This is a genomic window from Methylomonas sp. 2BW1-5-20, from assembly GCF_052474515.1.
The window spans coordinates 3,064,565-3,085,784 of the sequence record NZ_CP184127.1; the positions used below are offsets into that span (position 1 = coordinate 3,064,565).

Here is a 21,220-nt window from a genome sequence, read left to right on the forward strand (position 1 = left end):
ATTCTTGTTGCCGACTTGCCCCTAATCTAATGCGTAGGCCTGCAATAGACCAACGCCGGGCAAACAGGCACAATAGCCCGCTACATTAACCGTTCCCAACTTCATGCTTGCACTCCTGGTCCGTTTTTCCATTCGTTATTCCGGCATCGTCGTCGCCCTAGCGCTACTGCTATTCGCTTACGGAATTTACCGCCTGACCAACGCCGGCCTGGATATTTTCCCGGAGTTCTCGCCGAAACAAGTCATCATCCAGACCGAAGCACCCGGCCTGGCCGCAGAGCAAGTGGAAGTACTGGTCACCCAACAAATCGAAAACTCCATCAGCGGTCTGATAGGCTTACAAACCTTACGCTCGCAGTCTATCCAAGGTTTGTCCATTGTCACCGCGACGTTCGACGAAAACAGCGATGTCTACCGCAATCGGCAATTGGTCAGCGAAAGGATGAACAGTCTGGGCCAGCGCTTGCCGGCTGGCATAGGCACGCCGGTTGCGGTACCGCTGTCGTCCTCGTCGGCCACGGTATTGACGATAGGCATGCATTCCGACAGCAAGACCCTGATGGAGCTTCGCAGCCTGGTGGACTGGACTCTAGTCCCTCGCCTGCTCGCGGTACCAGGAGTCGCCGACGTGAATGTGTTCGGCGGCGACATTCAGCAATTACAGGCGCAGTTACAACCGGCGGCCCTGCAACGTTTTAATCTGTCGATAGACGACATTGTCACTGCGGCAGCCGGCGCGGCGGAAATGAACGGCGCAGGCTTTATCGAAAACGCCAATCAGCGTTTTACCTTGCAAATCAGCGGCCAGCCGGCCAATCCCGAACAGTTCAAGCAACTGATCGTCAAACGCCAAGACGGCATGAACATCACGCTGGGCGACGTCGCACAAATTGCTTACGGTCCGGAACCGCCTATCGGCGCAGCGCAAATCATGGGCAAGCCCGGCATCGTGATGATGGTGATCGGCCAATACGGCGCCAATACCTTATCGGTATCGCGGCAAGTGGAAGCGGTGCTTGAAGAATTCCAACCGATCTTCAAACAACAGGCGGTGGATTTTTATTCACATCTGTTTCGGCCGGCCGATTACATCGAAACCTCCGTGCATAATCTGTCCGGGCATTTACTGATCGGCGGCCTATTCGTGCTGGCAGTGCTGTACGTGTTTTTATTCAATCTGCGTAGCGCCTTTATTGCCGCCACCGCCATTCCCTTGTCGCTGTTGACCGCCGCACTGGTACTGCTGGAATGCGGCGTCAATCTGAACATCATGGTCTTGGGCGGCTTGGCGATTGCCTTGGGCGAGGTGGTGGACGATGCCATCATCGACACCGAAAACATCTTTAGACGCCTGCGCGAAAACCGTTTAAAAATCTTCCCTGACAGCGCCGAAACGGTGATTTATCACGCCTCGCTGGAGGTGCGCAGCTCGGTGGTTTACGCCAGCTTCATCGTCGCCTTGGTGTTTGTGCCGCTGCTGACACTGGATGGCGTCAGCGGCCGGCTGTTTGCCCCGCTGGGCGTATCCTATATTCTGGCGATTTTGATGTCGCTGCTGGTGGCGCTGACGCTAACCCCGGCGTTATGCCACTTACTCTTCCTGAACAAATTACCGGACGACAGCGACCCGCCCGTGTTGCGGCGGCTTAAACCGCTGTACGCCATGCAATTGCTCTGGGCAATCCGCCATTTCAAGACCGTGGCAGTAATAGGCGCGCTTGCCTGCTTGATCGGCATCGCCGCCTTTCTACGCCTGGATCATAAATTTCTGCCGGAATTACGCGAGGGCCATTTCATCGTGCATACAGCCAGCGTACCGGGAACATCGTTGCCGGAATCCATCCGCGTCGGCAGCTTACTCACCGAACGCATCATGGCCATTCACGGCGTGGAGTCGGTATCGCAATGGGCCGGCCGCGCCGAACGCGGCGCCGATACCTACGGCAGTCATTACAGCGAATACGAAGTACGGCTAAAACCCTTGGCCGGCCCGGATCAGCAACAGGTGCTGGACAACTTGCGCGACATTTTGGAACAGTTCCCCGGTATCAATTACGAAGCCAACACCTTTTTGACCGAACGGGTCGACGAAACCATTTCCGGCTACACCGCGCCGGTGGTCGTCAATATCTACGGCAACGATCTAGCCGAATTGGACCGCAAAGCCCAACAACTCGCCGCTCTAATCAATACCATCCCCGGCGCGGAAGATGTGCAACTACGCTCACCACCGGCCACGGCCTTGCTGCAAGTCGAATTGAATCTGGAACAATTAAAGTTTCGCGGCATCAGCCCGGCGCAGGTGATGACCGCGCTGCAAACGGCTTACGAGGGCCGCATCGTCGGTAAAAATCTGCAAGGCAACCGGATTTTCAATGTCGCGGTGGCGCTGGCGCCGGAATGGCGCAGTCAGCCGGACTATCTGGCTCAGTTGCCGTTAAAAAATAGCGAAGGCCAGCGGGTACTGCTTGGAGAAGTCGCGGAAATTCGCCACGATGAAGGCCGTTACAACATTCTGCACCAGGGCGCGCAGCGGATTCAGACCGTCACCAGCAAGGTAAAAGACCGCGACATGGACGCATTTATGGCGGAGCTGAAACAGCGGGTACAAAACGAGCTAAGTTGGCGCGACGGCAGCTACCCGGAGTTCATCGGCGCCGCGCTGGAACAAGCCAAGGCCCGCGAGACACTGATTATTCACGCCCTGCTGGCCGGCGCCGGCGTGTTGATTTTCGTGTTTATCGCACTGGGCAGCCTGCGGCATATGCTGCTGACCTTGCTGAACCTGCCGTTTGCCTTATTGGGCGGCGTCGCCGCGGTCGTGATCACCGACGCCACGCTGTCGGTCGGCTCCTTCGTCGGCTTTATTACGCTATTTGGCATCACCGTGCGCAATTGCATCATGCTGATCTCGCATTACCGGCATCTGGTTGAACTCGAAGGCCAGATTTGGTCGACTGAGACCTTGATTCGCGGCGCCCAGGAACGCCTGCCGGCGATCCTGATGACCGCATTGGTTACCGCACTGGCCATGCTGCCGATCGCTATCGGCAGCGATAATCCGGGCCGGGAAATCATGGGGCCGATGGCCGCCATCATCATCGGCGGCTTGGTGTCTTCGACCATATTGAATTTATTGCTGTTGCCGGCGATTTTGCAGCGTTATGGCCGGTTTGATGTGGCTTTTGAGAAGCAGGTTTAGTGGAAAGAATAGGCTCTTTTGTTAGCTTTTCGAAGCTCCCGCAATCACAGCCTGCCCCAAGGCCAATCCACCATCATTCATTGGATAACGTTGCGGCGCCAATACTGTTTTACCGCGTTGGCGCAATTGCTCGCTCACGGCTTCCAGCAACAAGCGGTTTTGAAATACACCGCCGCTTAAGACGATGCTATTCGCGCCGGTTTGGCCGCTCAAGCCATTCAACACATCGACCGTCTCGGCGGCGAGACTATGATGGATACGGGCAGCGATGCGAGCCTTGTCGGTACCGCTTTGCAGATCATTCAGCACCGCTTGCCATAAGCCCTGCCAGCTTAGCACTTTCAGGCCGGTGCCATTGGCAATATCCCAGGCTCGCGGGTAAGGCTGTTCTTCGGCAAAAACTGGAGTCGCCAATACTTCCAACGCTATCGCTGCCTGGCCTTCGTAATCGACCCGGTCGGCATGTAAACCTAATGCAGCCGCGAAAGCATCGAACCAACGGCCGCAGGAACTGCTGAGCGGCGAGTTGAGATTTTTTGCCAGCATCGTGTCCAGCGTCGCCAAAGGCTTAACCGCCAACAACTGCATGATTTCCACGTCCGCATAATCGTTCTGTAACCTTTTCCAATCGAAATAGTGCCGCAGTTGCGCATAAGTATTCCGCCAGGGTTCGCGCATAGCCTGAGCGCCGCCGAGTAAGGCGATAGGCTGAAAATGCCCGAGCCGGGTGTAACGGCGATAATCGCCGAGCAAGAACTCGCCGCCCCATAATTTGCCATCCTCCCCCATGCCCAGGCCATCGAAGATCGCCGCCAATACCGGCGGCTCATCCAACCCAACGCCATACTCCGCGAGGCAAGCCGCGAGATGGGCATGATGATGCTGGACGCCGGCTGAATTCCGCTGTTTCGGTCGCAGCCAGAATCTGTCCGTATTGGGTCGACAGATAACCCGGATGCTTATCAACCGCAATTTTGACCGGTCGAAAGGCGTTAAGCTTTCTGTATAAATCGATGGCTTGCCGGTAGTCTTGTTGCACGGCGGCGTTTTCCAGATCGCCGATGTGCTGGCTGACGATGGCCCGGCCGTTTTTCAGCAAACAAAAGCTGTTTTTCAACTCGCCGCCCATCGCCAGAATGTTGCCCGACTCTGCAAAACCCGGCGGCAACCTCAAAGCCTCGGGACTATAGCCGCGCCCCCGGCGCAGCGTACGCATCCGGCCGTCCATCAATCGCTGCACCGAATCGTCCAGTCTATTAACAATTTCCCGGTCATGCAGCAGCCAATAATCGGCAATGCCGGCCAGTTTTTCCCGCGCATCGGCGTTATCGGTACATTGCGGTTCGTCGGAAATATTGCCCGAGGTCAACACGATAGGCGCATCCAGTTCTTGCACCAGTAGGGTGTGTAATGGCGTATAGGGCAACATGAAGCCTAGCTTGTCATCGCCGGGTGCAACGCCGGCAGCCAAGGCTTCGCTGCCAGCTCGCAATAATACAATCGGCGCGGCGCGCTCCTGTAATGCTGACAGTTCCTGAGGGCTGACGGACGTATAACGGCTTACCATAGCAATATCCCTGGCCATCAGCGCAAACGGTTTGGCGTAACGGCGCTTAAGTTGTCTGAGCCTATCAACGGCCTCCGCATTACTCGCGTCGCAAGCCAGATGAAAGCCGCCCAGACCTTTGATGGCGGCAATGTAGCCTTGGCGGATCAATTCGACAACGCGGTAAAGCGGATCTGCCGCAGCCAGGATCTGACCATGTTTATCCTCCAACCGTAATTTCGGCCCGCATACCGGACAGCAATTGGCCTGGGCGTGAAAGCGCCGGTTGGAAGGATCGGCGTATTCCAGTTGGCAATTCAGGCACATCGGGAATTCCACCATACTGGTATCACAGCGGTCGTAAGGTACATTCCTAACGATGGAAAGACGCGGGCCGCAGTGGGTGCAGTTGGTAAAGGGGTAGCGGTAACGGCGATTTAGCGGGTCGGCTATTTCAGCCAAACAATCCGGGCAAGTCGCGGCATCGGCCGAGATGGGGGTATCAATGCCATTGTGGCGACTGGCAACAATTTGAAATTCGCTAGGCGCGGAGCCGGCCAGCTCTCCAACTTCCAAGCTATCCAGGCGAGCGAGCGACGGTAGCTGCAAGGGTATTTGCGCGACAAAGACGGCCAGATCCTGGTCTGTGCCGAAGGCATGAATCATTACGCCTTCGCCATCGTTCCATACCGAGCCGGTCAGGCGATGTTGGCGTGCCAGATGCCAGATCGCCGGCCGAAAGCCGACGCCCTGCACCACGCCTCGGGCGCGGATCGCCTTACCGGGCATCAGCAGATGCGCGGTAACTGTTCGCCAACCGGCCAATCGACGATACGCCGCCCGCCGAAAGCCGTGGTCATCTGCACGAATCCGTGCGGATCTTCGACAACTTGGCCGATGATAGCCGCGTCACGGCCCAGCGGATGTTGTTGCATTACGGTCAACAAGTCGTCGGCGGCAGCGGCGTCGCAAATGCAGACCAGTTTGCCTTCGTTGGCCACGTATAAAGGATCGAGACCAAGAATTTCGCAGGCGGCTTTGACTTCGGCTTTGACCGGAATCTTGGCTTCGTCGATGACCATACCGACACCGGATTGTTTGGCCAACTCGTTTAAAGCGGTGGCCAGCCCGCCGCGTGTCGGATCACGCAAGCAGCGTATGGACGTTGGTGCGATTGCCACCAAATCGGCGACCAAACCATGCAAGGCCGCTGAATCGGAAACGATAGTGGTCTGAAATTGCAGATTCTCCCGGCTGGCCATGATCGCCACACCGTGATCACCAATCGACCCACTGACTAAAATCGCACAACCCGGCTCAGCTCGGTCGCCGGCGATAGTCACGCTATCCGGCACCAGGCCCACACCTGTAGTGGTGATAAACACGCCGTCACCCTTGCCGCGCTCCACCACCTTGGTATCGCCGGTAACAATCGGCGTGCCGGCAGCCTTGGCGGCGGCGGCCATGCTGATGACGATTTTTTCCAGATCAGCCAGCGGTAAACCCTCTTCCAAGATAAAAGCTGCCGAGAGATATAAGGGTTTGGCACCGGACATCGCCACATCGTTCAGCGTGCCGTGCACCGCCAAGGAACCGATGTCGCCTCCAGGAAAAAACAACGGGGAAATGACATGGCCGTCGGTGCTGATCGCCAAGCGTCCAGCCGGCAGATTGAATAAAGCCTGATCGTTATGCTGACGCAACAGCTCGTTATCAAAATGCTTGATGAACAGCTCGTCGATCAACTGCGCCATCGCCCTGCCACCGCCACCGTGGCTGAGATCGACGTAGCCGGATTTAAGATTTAAAGGGGTTGCGTAGCGCTCTGACACGGTTTAGGTCTCGTTAGTGAACTTAATTCCAAGGCTGGAATGCTTAAAGTAATTTGCAGATAAGACCAAATCCACTTTCCGCATAATTCTGCCGTGAATTAAAAAATTCGAGATGTTTGCTTCGAATTTCATGCTGTGATAGAAAACTTCCGCTGATGATTAAGTCCATCCGCACCATCGGTTGCACATGCCACACCTTTCATAAAGTGTTGAAGCGATGCCGATAAATACAATAATTAAAACCACGAGGAAACTTACAATGAAAAATCAACTATTTGCAATGCTGGCAGTCGCTACCGTCGCCTTAACCCCATCCCTGTCTACAGCTGGCGAAGCGGACACCTGTAAAGGTTGCCACAACGGTTCCGTAGCGCCGGCTGTTGACGCTTTAAAAGCCAAATTCAAAACCGCCGACGAATTAGTCGCAGGTGCTAAAGCGTCTAAAAACGATATGATGAAACCCATGCAAGGCAACGAAGCAAAATTAAAAGCGGCTGCAGCGGAAATCTATAAATAAGCCCGGCTCACTCATCCCGCCGTAAAACGGGACGAATCAAGGTGGGCATTTCTATCGGTGTCCACCTCTTCTAAAAACTCACCTTAGCCTTGTCGCAGCCGACCATAACTCCAATAAGCGGCACAGGCACCTTCCGACGATACCATACACGAGCCCATCGGGTTTTCCGGCGTACAAACCGTGCCCAGCAATTTGCAATCTTGCGGCTTTTTCGCCCCACGCAGGATAGCCGGACATTCGCAGCCTTTCACATCGCTAGCCTTGATAGCCGGCATATCGAAGCGGCGTTCGGCGTCGAATTCGGCGTAATCGGCTTTTAGCTTCAACGCACTATTCGGAATCAGTCCCAGACCGCGCCATTCGAATTGCGGACGCAGCTCAAACACCTCCGCCATCAAGGTTTGCGCTTTGACGTTGCCGTCGCGCGTCACCGCCCGGCTGTATTCGTTTTCCACTTCATGCCGGCCATCGTTGAGTTGCCGAATCAGCATCAACGACGACTGCATCACATCCAGTGGTTCGAACCCGGCGATAACAATAGGTTTGGCGTAATGGTCAGAGAAGGTTTCGTAGGGTTTGCTACCGATCACGCTGCTGACATGCGAGGGGCCAAGAAAAGCGTCGATAGCCACCGGCTCTGGCGCATCCAGAATAGCCTGCATTGCTGACGGGGTGAGAACATGGTTGCAAAACACCGAGAAATTAGTCAGCCCTTCGGTCTGTGCCTGTTTAATGGCAACGGCAGTCGGCGGCGTAGTGGTTTCAAAGCCAATCGCGAAAAACACGAGTTGCCGACCCGGATTGTCGCGGGCAATCTTTAGAGCATCTTGAGTGGAGTAAACCATGCGAATATCGCCGCCGGCCGCTTTGGCTTTGAGCAGACTTTGCCTGCCGCCACCCGGCACCCGCATCAAGTCTGCGTAGGTGCAGAGAATGACATCATGCTGCTCGACCAGCTGAATCGCGTTGTCGATGCGTCCCGTCGGCAGCACGCACACCGGGCAGCCGGGGCCATGAATGAACTCGACATTACTCGGCATTAAATCCTGCACGCCGTAACGAAAAATCGCATGAGTATGACCGCCGCAGAATTCCATCAAGCGATAATGCCTCTCAGGCTTAACAGTCTGGGCAATGACTTGCGCCAGGTGCTTGGCCACGTCATGCTGACGAAATTCGTCGATGTATTTCATGAGGCGGTCAAACCGGCTTCGGCAAACAATGCCAGCGTTTTCAACGCTTCGTCCTCGTCGATCTTGTTCAACGCGTAACCGACGTGCACCAGCACGTAATCGCCGACTTTTACATCATCCACCAAAGCCAACGACACTTCCACCTTGACGCCATCCACTGAGGCTGTTGCCATCTGGGTTGCAAAATCAATATCTGTAATTTGAGCAGGCAGGGCTAGGCACATAGCGGTATTAAAATTTGCGGCAAAGTCGGTTAAGCATACGCTATCCGCTGCAAAGCCATCTCGGCGCGCAGCCAGGTCAGCCAGTTTTCCATGCCTTCACCAGTCTTGGCCGATAGCGATAAGACCTTGATGCGCGGGTTAACTTGCTTCGCGTAACTAATGCATTGGGCACTGTCAAAATCCAGATACGGCAACAGGTCGGTTTTGTTCAGGATCATTAGATCGGCGGCATGAAACATGTCCGGGTATTTGATCGGCTTGTCTTCGCCTTCGGTGACCGACAGGATTACCACTTTGTGCGCTTCGCCCAAATCAAAAGCCGATGGACACACCAGATTGCCGACGTTTTCGATGAACAGCAGGCTATGTTCGGGCAAATTCAGGCTTTCCAAGCCATGACCAACCCGGTGCGCGTCCAGATGGCAACCCTTGCCGGTGTTGATTTGCAAGGCCGGCACGCCGGTAGCGCGAATGCGGTCGGCATCGCGAGCGGTTTGTTGGTCGCCTTCGATCACCGCGATACTCAACTCGTCTTTCAACCGCAGAATGGTTTCAGTCAACAGCGTGGTTTTGCCGGAACCCGGACTAGAAACCAAGTTCAAAGCCAACATCCCGCGCTCGCTGAAATAGCGGCGGTTTTCGTCGGCATAACGATTGTTCTTCGCGAGAATATCCTGTTCGATTTGTACCATCCGCGCCTGAGTCAAACCCGGCGCATGAGCATGTTCCGCGCTATGTTCGTGATGATGGTGATGTCCGTGGTCATGGCTATGATCATGAGCATGCTCGTGATCATGTGGTTCGTCGTGCGAGTGAATAGGGCCCTCGCCGCAGCCGCATACGCCGCACATTACTCTACCTCCAGTTCTTTAATCCGCATTTGATCGCCGCCGACGATCTGTAATTGATGACTGCCGCAGTGCGGACATTCGTCGTATAACTGTTGCACCAACACCTCGCAGCCGCACGGCATACACCAAGCCACGCCCGGCACTGGGATAATTTCCAGCTTGGCCTGCTCCGCCAACGAGCCTTGCATCACTACTTCAAAACTAAAATGCATCGCGTCAGGCTCCACACCGGACAAGGCGCCAATCTCCAGCCACACGGTTTTGACTTTGGCGAAATGCTGGGCCTTAGCCTGTTGTTCGATGATCTGTAACACGCTCTCGCAGAGCGACATTTCATGCATATTGATACTCTGTTAGTTTTCCGGCGTCAGTACAAGCCGGTATTGCACGCAAGGATCGACCGCGTCGATCAGCCATTCCGCCTGCCGCCACAAGCCATCCGCATCGTCGGCTCGCAAAGACTTTAAGCCTTGGGCCAGCACGCCGTCGGGATGAAAATTCCATTCGGTAGGCGCGACGATGCGGTAATCGTACACCCGGCCTTGGCGCAACTCCAGGCGATGAATCAATAAGCCTCGCGCTGCTTGTACTTGAGCCAGACCGACACCATCGGCGGCATACACCGGCATCGTTCCAAGCGATGGTGTTAAGCCCTGCGGGATAGCAGCCACCTCCAATAACACGGCAACAAAGCGAGGCAGCAAACCATTGCCGTAGTGGCTGTGTAAATCCGCGAGCAACGACCCTCTTTGCTGACGACTCAATGGCGTCGATTCGCAACACTGACCCCGCCACTGCGGCATCCGGCAAAACGCCGATAGATCGATGTTTTGCATCTGCCTGTTCAGTTCAGCCGGGTCCAAGCTCGGCAAACCGGCCACATGGCTATTCCCCAACGCCTGCCACTCTCGTAGGTACAGCGTATTCAACAGTTGCGCGGCCAGCGCCATGTTGCCATCCAGCCAGTCTTGCAGTTGCCCTTCGTCAGTCAGAGCCAGAAAGCGATTTTGCCCACCAGCAAAAATGGCTCGATCAATCAAACCGGTCAACTCATCCAGTAAACCTTGCAGACTCACTGCGTCAATCTGCAAACGACTATCCAGCTCAAACGCCTCGGAGTCGCCGAACAGGCATGATTTGAACTGCCTATCCAGCTTCAATAAACCGGCAACGGTGTCTTTATCCGCCGCCCCGCCCAGCAAGCCAGGCCAATCTAGCAATATCCGCCAGGCGTGTTCACGCACAGATTCTAGCTGAACCAAACATTCCCGAGCGGCGGCTGCTTGCGGCTGGCTGGGCATCCGTAAGGCGGCGCGGCAGGCCAATAACGCCGAGTAAGCTTGCGCATTGCCGCATAAAGAAAACAGCAGCGGCACCATGCTCAACACCTGCTCCGGCGTTTTACCGATCAACACCCGCGCCGCGTCAGGCCGGGTTGAGCCTATTTTCACCGAGCAGACCTGGCCGGCTCGATGCGTCACTTCGATAGAAATCTCGCCAGCCGGCGTCACCTAAGGCCTTGCCAGATTGCCGCGCAACAAATCGCGGCGGCTGATCGCGCGCGGCGCGGGACCGGTCAGCAGGGCCTGCAACGCGCTGTCTGCCGCAGCCACTGCCGCCGCTTGATCGGCAAATTGAAACATCGGCGAAAACAACGAACACTGCGCGTAGCGTGCCAGTTGCGCCTCGTCAGCAACGGTAAACTCAAAACCACCGTAGGGAAAGGCCTGTTCAAACTTGGTACCCGGCACTTGCGTTACCCACCGGCTCTCCGCGCTCGGCAGCAGCAACACATTCATAAACCACGGCGTAATCAACACGCCAGCCCAATCGGCGTTGTACCGAGTAAACCCAAGCGCCCGCACCACTAAAGCTGGATTCAACACTGGCATATCGTGCATCCGCGTGGTCAGAATGTCGTTAAACACCACTTCCAAGGTCCGCCGAATCTGCTCACCGTCCTGCCAGTGCATACTTAGTCGTCCAGCACCAAAAAGCCCTGCTTCGGCGCGCCACATTGCGGACAACTCCAATGGTCGGGCAAATCGACAAAGGCAGTGCCAGGCGGCACTTGCCAAACCGCATCGCCTTCGGCCGGGTCATAGACATGCCAGCAAATCTTGCATTCCAGCTTGGCCTCTGGAGGCAAGCGCGAAGCATCGCCGCCGTAAGCCCCGGCGAAAAAGCCTTCGCTCACAAATACACCTGCAAGATTTCCTGCAAGCGTTGGTGGCTGTCGGCAATATCTTCCGCCGACGCGCACGCCACATTCGGTACCTCGCTGACTTCCAGCGTATTCAGAATCAAGGTGTCCTGCGAATTAAAATACCGCACCCACCACACGTTGCGGGTGGCGGTAGCATCAATCCGGCAGTTGCCGTAACCGCGCGACAAAATCGTCACCGCGCCCTTGCCCAAACGTTGTTCCAGAAACGCCAAATCCTGCTCGGTTTGCGGCAGCAGGCTCAGGTTGATGATATGCGCTTCGGTGCCGGGTTGATACTCGGCGATCTTGGCGTTCAATTCCGCCAACAGCGGCGGCGCATTCATTACCCCGTCCGGTAAGGCGCTCATGTCGGTGCTGATGCTCTCGGCGGCATTGTTAAATGCGGTTTGCAGGATGGCTTGAGGGATGATGCCGACCTCCAAAATATCGGTGACAATCTGCTTTTGCGCATCAAGGAGCTGAGAACGCCAGACACCGGCCAACACCGATTCCTGAATCCGTAGGATTTGCGCGCCGTTACAGAGCATGCTGACTTCGCCTTCGCCGAGCAGTTCGTCGACGAACTGGCGATTGGTTTGATCCAGACTTATCAAATCTATGGTTTGGCTGTTTGCCGGGTACGTCGCTAAATCCTGTTCCAGTTGCTGCGACACGGTTTTGGCCTGCGCCAGATCGGCCGCGTTCAAGTCCACCGAAATCGTCGGCATCCGGTAGGTGGTCATTTCTTCCGGCATCGCTAGATAGTCGAGTTCGACGCCATCTTCCTCGGCGGGTTGGCTGCCTTGGCCGAAAATTGGGAGAGATATGCTGGTCATGTTTTGGTGGTTTGTTGAATTAAGAGGTGTTTGTTTTATTTGGTGTCGCTATCGCGAGGCTGGTTTTGCATGTCGGGTCTCGGCCCGACAGCCGAAATACTTTCTTTTGCGTGGCCAAAAGAAAGTATTCAAAGAAAAGGCCACCCGACATTCCGCCTTTATCCTGCGCTTCTCGCTTTTGGCGAGGGTTTTCGGAAGGGCCATCCCTGGCCCTCCGAAAACGAGCGGCATCCCTGCCGCTCCCCTGCGGGCTGATCTCGCCAAAAGCTGCGATGCTCGGGGCGGAATAACGGGACCAAAACCGTTCCAAAAATTAAAAGGAATCTCGGAAAATGAAGGGTGGGCAATTTTGCCTAACCTAGCCTAGCGACAGGATTTGCCCGTTCAAGGATTAAAATCTGAAAGTCATCTAATCATCTGCAATCCATTACGGAATGAGGTTTAGCAAGTTGGCAATAGGTTTCAATTCCAATTTTTATTATTATTGCGGTAACATAAACTGCAATTGCATAAGCACCAACTTTGACTTCGGCCATTGCTCCTATTATCGCAGTTGTAAGGTACTTTTTATCTAAAACCGCACTAATTCCGTTGGTAAACCAAAGCTTGTAAACCTCACTGCTTTTATCGCATAAAGCTCTCCACAACACACCTTGAAAAACCTCAAAAACTCTTTTACCAAAAAATATTGTGTTTCTACTTTCCTTAGGAGAAGGTAATTTGATTCTTTCATCATAGGAAAGCTGTTTTATTGACTCAACATGAACACTTTCTATAAAGTCTAAGGCACTATCAGAGACCGATTGCCCCAACTGAATCAATATATCATCTTCATGTTTTTGTCTTACCAATAGACCGGCATCTTCTTGAATTCTATCGACATAGGAATTTAGCTTATCGTCGCTAGAGAGCGAGGCTAAAATAGCCTCATCTTCAAAACGTTTTGATAAATAAATCCTGAATTCTTTCCTTTTGCGTTCGGACTTAATATTTTTTGCGCAATTTAAAGCTTCTATCATATAAGGTCTTGCTTCACTTAATGACTTGCTTCTGATATAGCAAATTGCCAATAGTGCTGTTGCCTCTAAATATAATCTTGTTTTGGATGATACCTTTTTTCTTACACCAATAAATCCTCGACTAGCTGTGCCAAATTTACCTGCAACCATCGCTGTTTCAAACAGCCTATTCTTCGACTCCATTAATCTTGTTTCATGCCCTGTTGGTCTTAGAAGCTCCTGGATCTTTGAGGTAATTTTTATTGCTTCCTCATAATTACCAACTCTTGATGAAACTTTTAATTTTCCTTCTAATTTAGTTAATTCTTTTTTCTGAGTTTCTGTTAAGTTAGGAGACATCAAATTTAATCCTTTGATAAAGCCAAATAATTAATACCGTCAAATATCGTATTAATTCTTAGCGCAACATTGTATGTAGTCGGCAGCATCCTACAACAACATCGCAAGTCTAACTTACAAAATTTCGTAACAACTTTAAATTTCGCGAGGGTCAATTCCCGTTATTCCGCCCCGAGCATCGCAGCTTTTGGTGAGATCAGCCCGCAGGGGAGCGGCAGGGATGCCGCTCGTTTTCGGAGGGCCAGGAATGGTCCTTCCGAAAACCCTCGCCAAAAGCGAGAAGCACAGGATTAAGGCGGAATGTCGGGTGGCCTTTTCTTTGGATACTTTCTTTTGGCCAAGCAAAAGAAAGTATCTCGGCTGTCGGGCCGAGACCCGACTTTAAAACACCCGTCGCGACAGCGACACATCTACTCGACAAGACACGGAAGCTAGAGCTTCCAAGGCAAAAGTTTCCAACCTGGAGGTTAGAAATAAGAAAACTAACGACATATTCGTCGCGATAACGACACCAAATTGTTAAAGAGCCGATGAGATTCCCCTCACCCTAGCCCTCTCCCGCAGGGAGAGGGAATTAGACCGTTAAGTTATTCAAAACCTTCGAACATTGATAGCAAGCACCGTCAAAAACTAGCTAAGCATGCCCAACACCACAAACCTTGCCAAGATCAAACCCCGGCGGCTGCCCCGTCTCGGCGGCCAAAATCATGGCAAACTCTTGCCCGAATTCCGCCCAATCCTTAATCCCGGTAATCACGCCCAAATACTCGCCGCCGCGCAAAAACACCAAGGACGGCCAACTGGTAAATCTAAATCTGGCCTGCAACTCGCGTTCGATGGATTTGTCGATCAGCGCGCCATGCAGGCGCCCGGCAAAGGCTTTTAATAACTCCGGCAAAATCACCGCCACATCATGGCTTTCCGGAAACGTCACCGGATCGTTGGCAAAGAACAGTACGACGGTGTCATGACCGTGTACGAACAAATCATAACCGTCGGCATCCAGCAGCGGCAGGCCGTGGCGGGTTTGCAGTTGTTCCAGCAAGGGTGTGCTCATGTTCTTAAAAACTCCGGCAATTCGGGTTCGCGGTCGACCAGGTCTGCGAATAAATGATCGAAGTTGGTTTCGCCTTGCATGGCTAAGCGCATGGCTTCTAAGGCATCGGCAATTTGCGCGGCTCGTTCTGCGGAGATAACTTCTCGCGCCGCATCCAAAAACACCAGCAACCAGGTGCCGGCGGCTTGTTCGCCAACCAACATCATGTCGATCAGGGTGGTTTGGCCGCGATACTCGCACAGCGCGGCACTGCCACGCGGCTCGATGACTTGCATGGGGATGCCGATGCACATCAGTATTTGCCCCGATAATCGACATCGACTTGCAGGCTGGGCATATCGGAAGCGGAAGGCGGTTTCACTTCGAACGCGGCGGATAATACGATGCGGTCGTCACCCAAGCGGCAGGCTTGGTCGGGCGAGGGGCGTTCTTGTTCGTAGCGTTGAATGTTCAAGATCGGATCGGCTAACTCGCCAGGCAGATCCACACACTCCGCACTCACGCCAAAGTCTTGTAGATACGCTAAAGCCATATCAATAGCCGGCTGAATCTGCGCCTTGATGGCGGACCGCAGACTGCCGCCGTAATCTTCCAGCTCTTCCGGCTGCACGCCAATCAGCAGCAAATGCTGCGGGTATTGACCGAGCATTTGCGCCAGCGCCAATACTTCCTGAAAACCGGTTTGATGCAGACTCATTTTCTTGGCGCCCAGAAAATTCGGCACCTCGTCGTTTTCTACCCGTTTGATAGTGGCCGGCGGCAAGCCGTAATCCACCGCGTCGAACACCACTAATACGTCCGCCGCCTGCACATGCTCGATCAGATACACGCCCTGGGTACCGCCATCGACTACCTGCACGTTATCCGGGAAACGGTAGTGCTTTTGCAGATGCTCGATGACCCGCACGCCAAAACCTTCATCGGCCCAGAGCAGGTTGCCGATGCCGAGTAGTAGAATGTTGGATGAAGTACTTGCCATGACCCGCTTAGACAAACGTAGGGTGGGCGCAGTCAAGTGCCCACCGTTCGATTCCGCGTGGGCACCAAAACCGTGCCCACCCTACGAATTTAATGAGCATCGTCCACCGGCTTGTCGTCCTTAAAAGTGCGCCACCCGTTCACTATGGTGGACAGCATGCTTTGCCCGGACAATTTGTCCTCGCGCACCGCGACGTAGATATGAATCAACACGAAGCAGACGATGAACCACATCACCAGATGATGCCAGGTGTGCACGGTTTGGCTATCGCCAAACAAGGGCAACAACCAACTGCTGAACAGCGTGTATTGCCAACTACCCTGCCCCTCGCCTTCGCCGTACAAGGCAAAGCCGGTGAAGATCATGAATAACGAGCCCCACACCAACACGAAATGCATCGCCAAGATTGCCAGCGGGTTATGACCGATGTAGTGGCGCGGCGACTTGGTCAAAAACGCATACCACAGCACTTCTTGTAAGACGCCGTCCCAGAAATGGGCTTGCAGCAAGGGCGGCAGAAAAATCTGCCGGGCATGTTCGTTGCCGGCATAGGCCCAGTACAAACGCCCCAACAACCCAATCGCCAACACATAGCCTGCGGCGAAATGCGCGAAGCGGATATAGCCCATCAGATAATGCTCGCTCGCTTCGCCGACCGGAGAGGACAACGGCGATGCGATCAGATAACCGCTTACCGCAAGCACCGTGATCGCCAGCGCGTTAACAGCGTGCCAGAGCCTGACCGGCAGTTCGTAGACATAAACAGGGGCGAGCGGCGCGCTCATAACGGTCTCCGCCACCGGCTCGCCCAACATACCGCAGCCACCGCCAACACCAGAACCAACAAACTGGCGCCCAATGCGTAAGGCATGGATAGGCCTTGGATCAAAAACAGATGTTCCAACGCATGCATTAAGCTGTCGACACCGGGATGACTGTGCGCTTGGGCATTGCCGGCCAGCGCTAGCAGGAACAGAATCGAACACAAATTTTTCATGGCTATTCCTTATCTGACTTGGACGCGGGTTAATTCGGTACCGTCGGGGCTGATCACATGCGTCGAGCAGGCCAGACACGGGTCGAAACTATGCAGGGTGCGCAAAATTTCCACCGGCTCGTCCGGCACTTCGACTTTGGTGTTCATCAACGAAGCCTCGAACGCGCCGATATTGCCTTGCTCATCGCGCGGCGAACCGTTCCAGGTGGTCGGCACCACACATTGGTAGTTGGCGATTTTGGTGTCTTCGATTTTCAACCAGTGACCCAAAGCTCCGCGTGGCGCTTCGGTAAAACCCACACCCTTGACGCTGCTCGGCCAGGTTTCCGGGTCCCAACGCTCGACATTGGCGGTACTGAGATCACCGGCTTTGAGATTGGTCATCAGCTTGTCCATGAAATAGCGCATCTTGCCGGCGGCCCATTGCGCTTCCAGGCCTCGTGCCGCTGTCCTGCCCAAGGTCGAGAACAAGGCGCTGACCGGCACGTCCAGAGTTTTCAGCACAAAATTGATTTGCTCGGTAATTTCCTTGTTACCTTGCGCATAACCGATCACATAGCGCGCCAGCGGACCGACTTCCATCGCATGGCCGCGCCAGCGCGGGGCTTTGATCCAGGAATATTTGGCGCTTTCGTCCAGCTCTTGGATGTTGGTGCGGTCGCCCTTGGTTTTAGCGCCGATTTTGTAGTTCGGTTCGGTGATGCCGTCCCAAGGATGCAATCCCAGCGCCTCGTCAGGATATTTGTACCAGGAGTGCGGCACGTATTCCTTGATTTGCTCGGGGTCGGTCAAATCGACTTCGTGGACTTTGGTCAGATCGCCGTTGATGATCGCACCGCGTGGCATCAGCAAGTTGGCGGCGGAATAATCGTTGGCTTTGTCCGGGATGTCACCGTAAGACAGCATGCTAGCGCCGGACAATCCACCACCGTACAACCAGCCTTTGTAGAACTGGGCGATAGCCAGTAGATCAGGAATGTAAACCTGGTCGATAAAGGTAATGGTGCGGTCGATGATCGAAGAAATCAGATTCAAACGTTCCATATTCACCGCGCCAACCGCACCGACGCCGTCCAGATTGATCGCGCAAGGTACGCCGCCGACCAGCCAGTTCGGATGAGGATCTTTGCCGCCGAAGATGGTGCGGATTTTCATAATGTCTTTTTGAAAATCCAGCGCTTCCAGATAATGGGTCACCGCCAGCAAATCGGCCTCCGGCGGCAACAGATAAGCGGGATTGGTCCAGTAACCGTTCTTGAACGGGCCAAGCTGACCGGATTCGACGAACTTTTTCAGCCGGTTTTGGGTGTCGCGAAAATAGCCCGGCGAGGACTTGGGATTGCTGGGCGAAATTTGTTGCTGCAAAGCCGAAGTGGCCACCGGATCGGCCTTCAAGGCATTGACCGGGTTTACCCAATCCAAGGCATGCAAATGATAGAAATGCACCAAATGATCGTGCGCTTGCAGACTAAGCTGCATGATGTTGCGGATCGAATTAGCGTTTTCCGGGATCTTGATTTTCAAGGCATCTTCGACCGCCCGCACCGATGTCAGGGCGTGGGTACCGGTGCAGACGCCGCAGATGCGTTGCACGAAGGCCCAGGCATCGCGCGGATCGCGGCCTTTTAAAATCACTTCCAGCCCGCGCCACATGGTGCCGCTGGAGATGGCGTTACGGATGATATTGTCGTCGTCGATATTGACTTCGCAGCGCATGTGGCCTTCGATGCGGGTAACCGGATCGACCACGACGCGACGGCCGGCATCATTTAAATTAAAACCATTGGGGGTGTTTCGGACTGTCATTATTGTTCTGCTCCTGGTTGTTTATCCCCGGCTTGTTTAGCGCGACTCAAGGCCGTCAAACCAGCATGCGCGGCAACGCCGGCACCCACAATCGCTGCGGCCGTACCGCCGACCACATCGGCATTGGCTTCGATACCGAATTGATTGATACCTGTGAGGCGGTCGTAAAAGCTGCCTTTATCCCAGAAACCGTCTTCGGAACAACCGATACAGCCGTGGCCGGATTGAATCGGAAAGGAGGTGCCTTCGTTCCATTTGACTGTTGAGCAGGCGTTATAGGTGGTTGGCCCTTTGCAACCCATTTTGTAGAGACAATGGCCTTGGCGGGCGGCTTCGTCATCCCATTGCTCGACGAACTGACCGGCGTCAAAATGCGGCCGTCTGTAGCATTTGTCGTGGATGCGCTGGCTGTAGAACATTTGCGGCCGGCCTTGTTTGTCCAAGGTCGGTAACTTGTCGAAGGTTAAGAGATAGGCAACCACCGCTGTCATCACTTCGGCAATCGGCGGGCAACCGGGCACTTTAATGATGGGTTTGTCGGCCAAACCAGGTACTTTGTGTACCGGCGTGGCGCGAGTAGGGTTGGGCTTCGCGGCCTGCACGCAACCCCAGGAGGCGCATGAGCCCCAGGAAATGATGGCTTTGCAGCTTTCTGCCGCGTATTTCAGTTGTTCTACAAACGGCTTGCCGCCGATGATGCAATACATGCCGTCTTCGGCCAGTGGCGGATTGCCTTCTACGGCCAGGATGTAATTGCCTTTGTATTTCTCGACAATCTCGGTGACGATGGCTTCAGCGTTATGACCGGCGGCAGCCATGATGGTGTCGTCATAATCCAGCGATAGCATCGAGAGAATCACGTCTTTGGCCAGCGGATGACCCGAACGGATAAAGGACTCCGAACAGCAGGTGCACTCCAAACCATGCAACCACAACACCGGGATGCGCGGTTTGGTTTCCATGGCATGGGCTATTTTCGGCGCGAAAGCCGGCGACAGGCCCAGCGAAGCGGCAGTTAAGCTGCAAAATTTCAGAAAACTGCGGCGGGTGATGCCTTGCCTGCGCATCACATCGTAAAAGGTTTCGATCATGGACACTCCAGTCGTCGTTGTGGCTAATCGAAGTGACTGGCTTGACGGCAGCGCGCGATTGTCGTTATCCAGTATCTTCAACAGCAAGTTTTCAAAGCCGTCCCCGCAGCTGTGCCGACCGGATATTCAGGACGGTTGAAAACGTTTGATTGTTATTATTTAGGTGGCAGCGCCGAATAAGCTTCGCTACCGGCGCTGCACCGCAAAGCCGGAGCAACATCCATGCCGGCCATATGGCGCCGCGAAAACCTTTACGATAGTGAGACAATTGACGTTTTGCCAGACAAAGCTTCTGTCTGCTAACTAACAAATCCAACAAAACCATACAAAGATTGCCGGAAATACGACACAAATTTGGATTTAAGCATGGCGGGTCCTTAAATCCGTGCCGCTCTTGGTTGACAGATTTAAGGGGGGACGACTACAGTGAATAACCGTCCGCGAAGATTTTGGATGGAATTAACTCACAATAATTAATGCGGAAAACGGCATCAAGCTCCAACTAGCCGACGGCCACCGCAGCACCAGGAGAAGTACTTATGAACCGCGTTATCATGCTGATTTTGCTAAGCGTACTTAGCAGCAACTGCCTAGCGGATTGGGATCCGGAACTGGAAGCGCAGGAACAAGCCAAGCGCGAAGCCGCGCAACGCGCCGAACAAGCCAGGGAACGGGAGACGCAAAAAATGCTCGGCGAAGCCAATGCCAAAGCAAACAGGGAAATAATGGACAGCAAGCGCCAAAGCCTGGGAACGGCGGCCAAGGGCAAATCAGATGCGGAAGTGAATCGCTTATACGACGCCAAGCTTAAACAAACCACGGAAGAGGCCAATCGCGCGGCACAGGAAGCCCACAATGCGCTGAGTCAAGGCCAAGGCGAGGCGGCGGTGAAGCAAGTAACCGGCAAAACCCTGCAGGAATTGGAAAACATGTCTGACGCGGAAGCCGAAGCTTTATCCCGCCAAATGGAACAAAAATACGGACAGTGATAAACACAGCCCGACAAACAGCCCTTGCGGCAAACGCCAAAAATCCGACCGAGCAAGGCTGGATTTAATGCCTACCCAGCCGGCGAATTAACCGGACAATCGGCCTTATCCGCCCCCCGCCGGACACCACGGACCGGTCTCCCACCGGTCCTTTACTCGTCGTCCAGCTCCTGCTCCAGTAAGGCCCGCAGGCCGGCCGGCATTTCCAGGGTTTCCGGATCCCACCCCTCCAAATCCAGCACATCTTTCAGACACTGTTCCATAATCAGATGGGCTTTTTGGGTGGCATCGGCAATGCGCCGATGCACCTGGGTTTGTACCTCGCCTCGACTGCGCTCGGAACAATTGGCCTGATAGTCGAACAGCCGGCGCAGGCTGTCGATCTGTGCACTGACCTGCGACGGACAGGAACACATGTATAGCATCGCTTGCACGTTGATTCGTTTCAATTGCGAATTGCTAAATTGGGTTTCCAGTTTCATGATGCGGGCTCTCGATTTGATCGTTTTTATAATTATTGGGCTCGGGCCACCCCT

Annotated in this window: 23 protein-coding genes; 3 read left to right on the top strand and 20 right to left on the bottom strand. The window is 54.3% G+C overall.

Annotated elements, in window-relative coordinates; all coding sequences use genetic code 11:
* Window positions 1-103: 103 nt before the first annotated feature.
* The gene (locus tag ACH50O_RS13995) at window positions 104-3,202 is read left to right on the top strand and encodes an efflux RND transporter permease subunit (RefSeq protein ID WP_446808402.1); all 3,099 of its coding nucleotides are present in this window, start codon (window positions 104-106) and stop codon (window positions 3,200-3,202) included.
* Window positions 3,203-3,223: 21 nt separating this feature from the next.
* Here the strand turns inward: ACH50O_RS13995 and ACH50O_RS14000 are convergent, their stop codons facing one another.
* From ACH50O_RS14000 to hypE, 3 genes are read right to left on the bottom strand one after another with little or no spacing between them, the layout of a single operon-like run.
* Window positions 3,224-4,036, bottom strand: coding sequence for a Kae1-like domain-containing protein (locus ACH50O_RS14000; RefSeq protein WP_446808403.1), 813 nt, complete (start codon window positions 4,034-4,036; stop codon window positions 3,224-3,226).
* Window positions 4,029-5,537, bottom strand: a complete 1,509-nt coding sequence (gene hypF / locus ACH50O_RS14005) for a carbamoyltransferase HypF (protein WP_446808404.1) — start codon at window positions 5,535-5,537, stop codon at window positions 4,029-4,031. Before hypF ends, ACH50O_RS14000 begins: the two co-directional genes overlap by 8 nt.
* Window positions 5,537-6,502, bottom strand: coding sequence for a hydrogenase expression/formation protein HypE (gene hypE, locus ACH50O_RS14010; protein WP_446812150.1), 966 nt, complete (start codon window positions 6,500-6,502; stop codon window positions 5,537-5,539). The genes hypF and hypE overlap by 1 nt, the downstream gene beginning before the upstream one ends.
* Window positions 6,503-6,839: 337 nt before the next feature.
* Between hypE and ACH50O_RS14015 the strand changes: the two genes are divergently transcribed.
* A complete protein-coding gene (locus ACH50O_RS14015; protein ID WP_446808405.1) occupies window positions 6,840-7,097 on the top strand; it encodes a hypothetical protein in 258 nt (85 codons plus the stop codon).
* Between the two features lie 83 nt (window positions 7,098-7,180).
* Here the strand turns inward: ACH50O_RS14015 and hypD are convergent, their stop codons facing one another.
* The 16 genes from hypD to ACH50O_RS14095 all read right to left on the bottom strand — a co-directional run bounded on the left by hypD (window position 7,181) and on the right by ACH50O_RS14095 (window position 19,695).
* A complete protein-coding gene (hypD, locus tag ACH50O_RS14020; RefSeq protein WP_446808406.1) occupies window positions 7,181-8,290 on the bottom strand; it encodes a hydrogenase formation protein HypD in 1,110 nt (369 codons plus the stop codon).
* Window positions 8,287-8,514 (bottom strand): HypC/HybG/HupF family hydrogenase formation chaperone, encoded by a 228-nt coding sequence (locus ACH50O_RS14025; RefSeq protein WP_020483413.1) that lies wholly within the window; start codon window positions 8,512-8,514, stop codon window positions 8,287-8,289. Before ACH50O_RS14025 ends, hypD begins: the two co-directional genes overlap by 4 nt.
* A gap of 29 nt (window positions 8,515-8,543) precedes the next feature.
* Window positions 8,544-9,365 (bottom strand): hydrogenase nickel incorporation protein HypB, encoded by an 822-nt coding sequence (gene hypB, locus ACH50O_RS14030; protein ID WP_446808407.1) that lies wholly within the window; start codon window positions 9,363-9,365, stop codon window positions 8,544-8,546.
* Window positions 9,365-9,706 carry a hydrogenase maturation nickel metallochaperone HypA gene (hypA, locus tag ACH50O_RS14035; RefSeq protein WP_446808408.1) on the bottom strand — a complete coding sequence of 114 codons (342 nt, stop codon included), beginning with the start codon at window positions 9,704-9,706 and terminating at the stop codon, window positions 9,365-9,367. The genes hypB and hypA overlap by 1 nt, the downstream gene beginning before the upstream one ends.
* 12 nt (window positions 9,707-9,718) lie before the next feature.
* Window positions 9,719-10,876 carry a Ni,Fe-hydrogenase I large subunit gene (locus ACH50O_RS14040; protein WP_446808409.1) on the bottom strand — a complete coding sequence of 386 codons (1,158 nt, stop codon included), beginning with the start codon at window positions 10,874-10,876 and terminating at the stop codon, window positions 9,719-9,721.
* Window positions 10,877-11,338 (bottom strand): [NiFe]-hydrogenase assembly chaperone HybE, encoded by a 462-nt coding sequence (gene hybE / locus ACH50O_RS14045; protein WP_446808410.1) that lies wholly within the window; start codon window positions 11,336-11,338, stop codon window positions 10,877-10,879.
* A 2-nt stretch (window positions 11,339-11,340) separates the two neighbouring features.
* Window positions 11,341-11,562: a rubredoxin gene (locus tag ACH50O_RS14050; protein WP_446808411.1), complete on the bottom strand. Its 222-nt coding sequence runs from the start codon at window positions 11,560-11,562 to the stop codon at window positions 11,341-11,343.
* Window positions 11,559-12,407 (bottom strand): hydrogenase expression/formation protein, encoded by an 849-nt coding sequence (locus ACH50O_RS14055; protein ID WP_446808412.1) that lies wholly within the window; start codon window positions 12,405-12,407, stop codon window positions 11,559-11,561. The genes ACH50O_RS14050 and ACH50O_RS14055 overlap by 4 nt, the downstream gene beginning before the upstream one ends.
* Window positions 12,408-12,820: 413 nt before the next feature.
* A complete protein-coding gene (locus ACH50O_RS14060) occupies window positions 12,821-13,765 on the bottom strand; it encodes a hypothetical protein (RefSeq protein ID WP_446808413.1) in 945 nt (314 codons plus the stop codon).
* Between the two features lie 634 nt (window positions 13,766-14,399).
* The gene (locus ACH50O_RS14065; RefSeq protein ID WP_446808414.1) at window positions 14,400-14,822 is read right to left on the bottom strand and encodes a hydrogenase; all 423 of its coding nucleotides are present in this window, start codon (window positions 14,820-14,822) and stop codon (window positions 14,400-14,402) included.
* Complete coding sequence (locus ACH50O_RS14070; RefSeq protein ID WP_446808415.1) at window positions 14,819-15,097, bottom strand: HypC/HybG/HupF family hydrogenase formation chaperone; 279 nt, start codon at window positions 15,095-15,097, stop codon at window positions 14,819-14,821. Before ACH50O_RS14070 ends, ACH50O_RS14065 begins: the two co-directional genes overlap by 4 nt.
* 17 nt (window positions 15,098-15,114) lie before the next feature.
* Window positions 15,115-15,801: a HyaD/HybD family hydrogenase maturation endopeptidase gene (locus tag ACH50O_RS14075; protein WP_446812151.1), complete on the bottom strand. Its 687-nt coding sequence runs from the start codon at window positions 15,799-15,801 to the stop codon at window positions 15,115-15,117.
* Window positions 15,802-15,890: 89 nt separating this feature from the next.
* Window positions 15,891-16,586: a Ni/Fe-hydrogenase, b-type cytochrome subunit gene (gene cybH / locus ACH50O_RS14080; protein WP_446808416.1), complete on the bottom strand. Its 696-nt coding sequence runs from the start codon at window positions 16,584-16,586 to the stop codon at window positions 15,891-15,893.
* Window positions 16,583-16,798: a hypothetical protein gene (locus ACH50O_RS14085; protein ID WP_446808417.1), complete on the bottom strand. Its 216-nt coding sequence runs from the start codon at window positions 16,796-16,798 to the stop codon at window positions 16,583-16,585. The genes cybH and ACH50O_RS14085 overlap by 4 nt, the downstream gene beginning before the upstream one ends.
* Before the next feature lie 9 nt (window positions 16,799-16,807).
* Complete coding sequence (locus ACH50O_RS14090; protein WP_446808418.1) at window positions 16,808-18,604, bottom strand: nickel-dependent hydrogenase large subunit; 1,797 nt, start codon at window positions 18,602-18,604, stop codon at window positions 16,808-16,810.
* Entirely contained in the window at window positions 18,604-19,695 is a 1,092-nt protein-coding gene (locus ACH50O_RS14095; protein WP_197492485.1) for a hydrogenase small subunit, read from the bottom strand. Before ACH50O_RS14095 ends, ACH50O_RS14090 begins: the two co-directional genes overlap by 1 nt.
* Window positions 19,696-20,234: 539 nt before the next feature.
* Between ACH50O_RS14095 and ACH50O_RS14100 the strand changes: the two genes are divergently transcribed.
* Window positions 20,235-20,684: a hypothetical protein gene (locus ACH50O_RS14100; RefSeq protein WP_446808419.1), complete on the top strand. Its 450-nt coding sequence runs from the start codon at window positions 20,235-20,237 to the stop codon at window positions 20,682-20,684.
* Window positions 20,685-20,836: 152 nt separating this feature from the next.
* On the opposite strand, the gene ACH50O_RS14105 is transcribed toward ACH50O_RS14100, so the two are convergent.
* Complete coding sequence (locus ACH50O_RS14105; RefSeq protein ID WP_446808420.1) at window positions 20,837-21,166, bottom strand: hypothetical protein; 330 nt, start codon at window positions 21,164-21,166, stop codon at window positions 20,837-20,839.
* Between the last annotated feature and the right edge of the window lie 54 nt (window positions 21,167-21,220).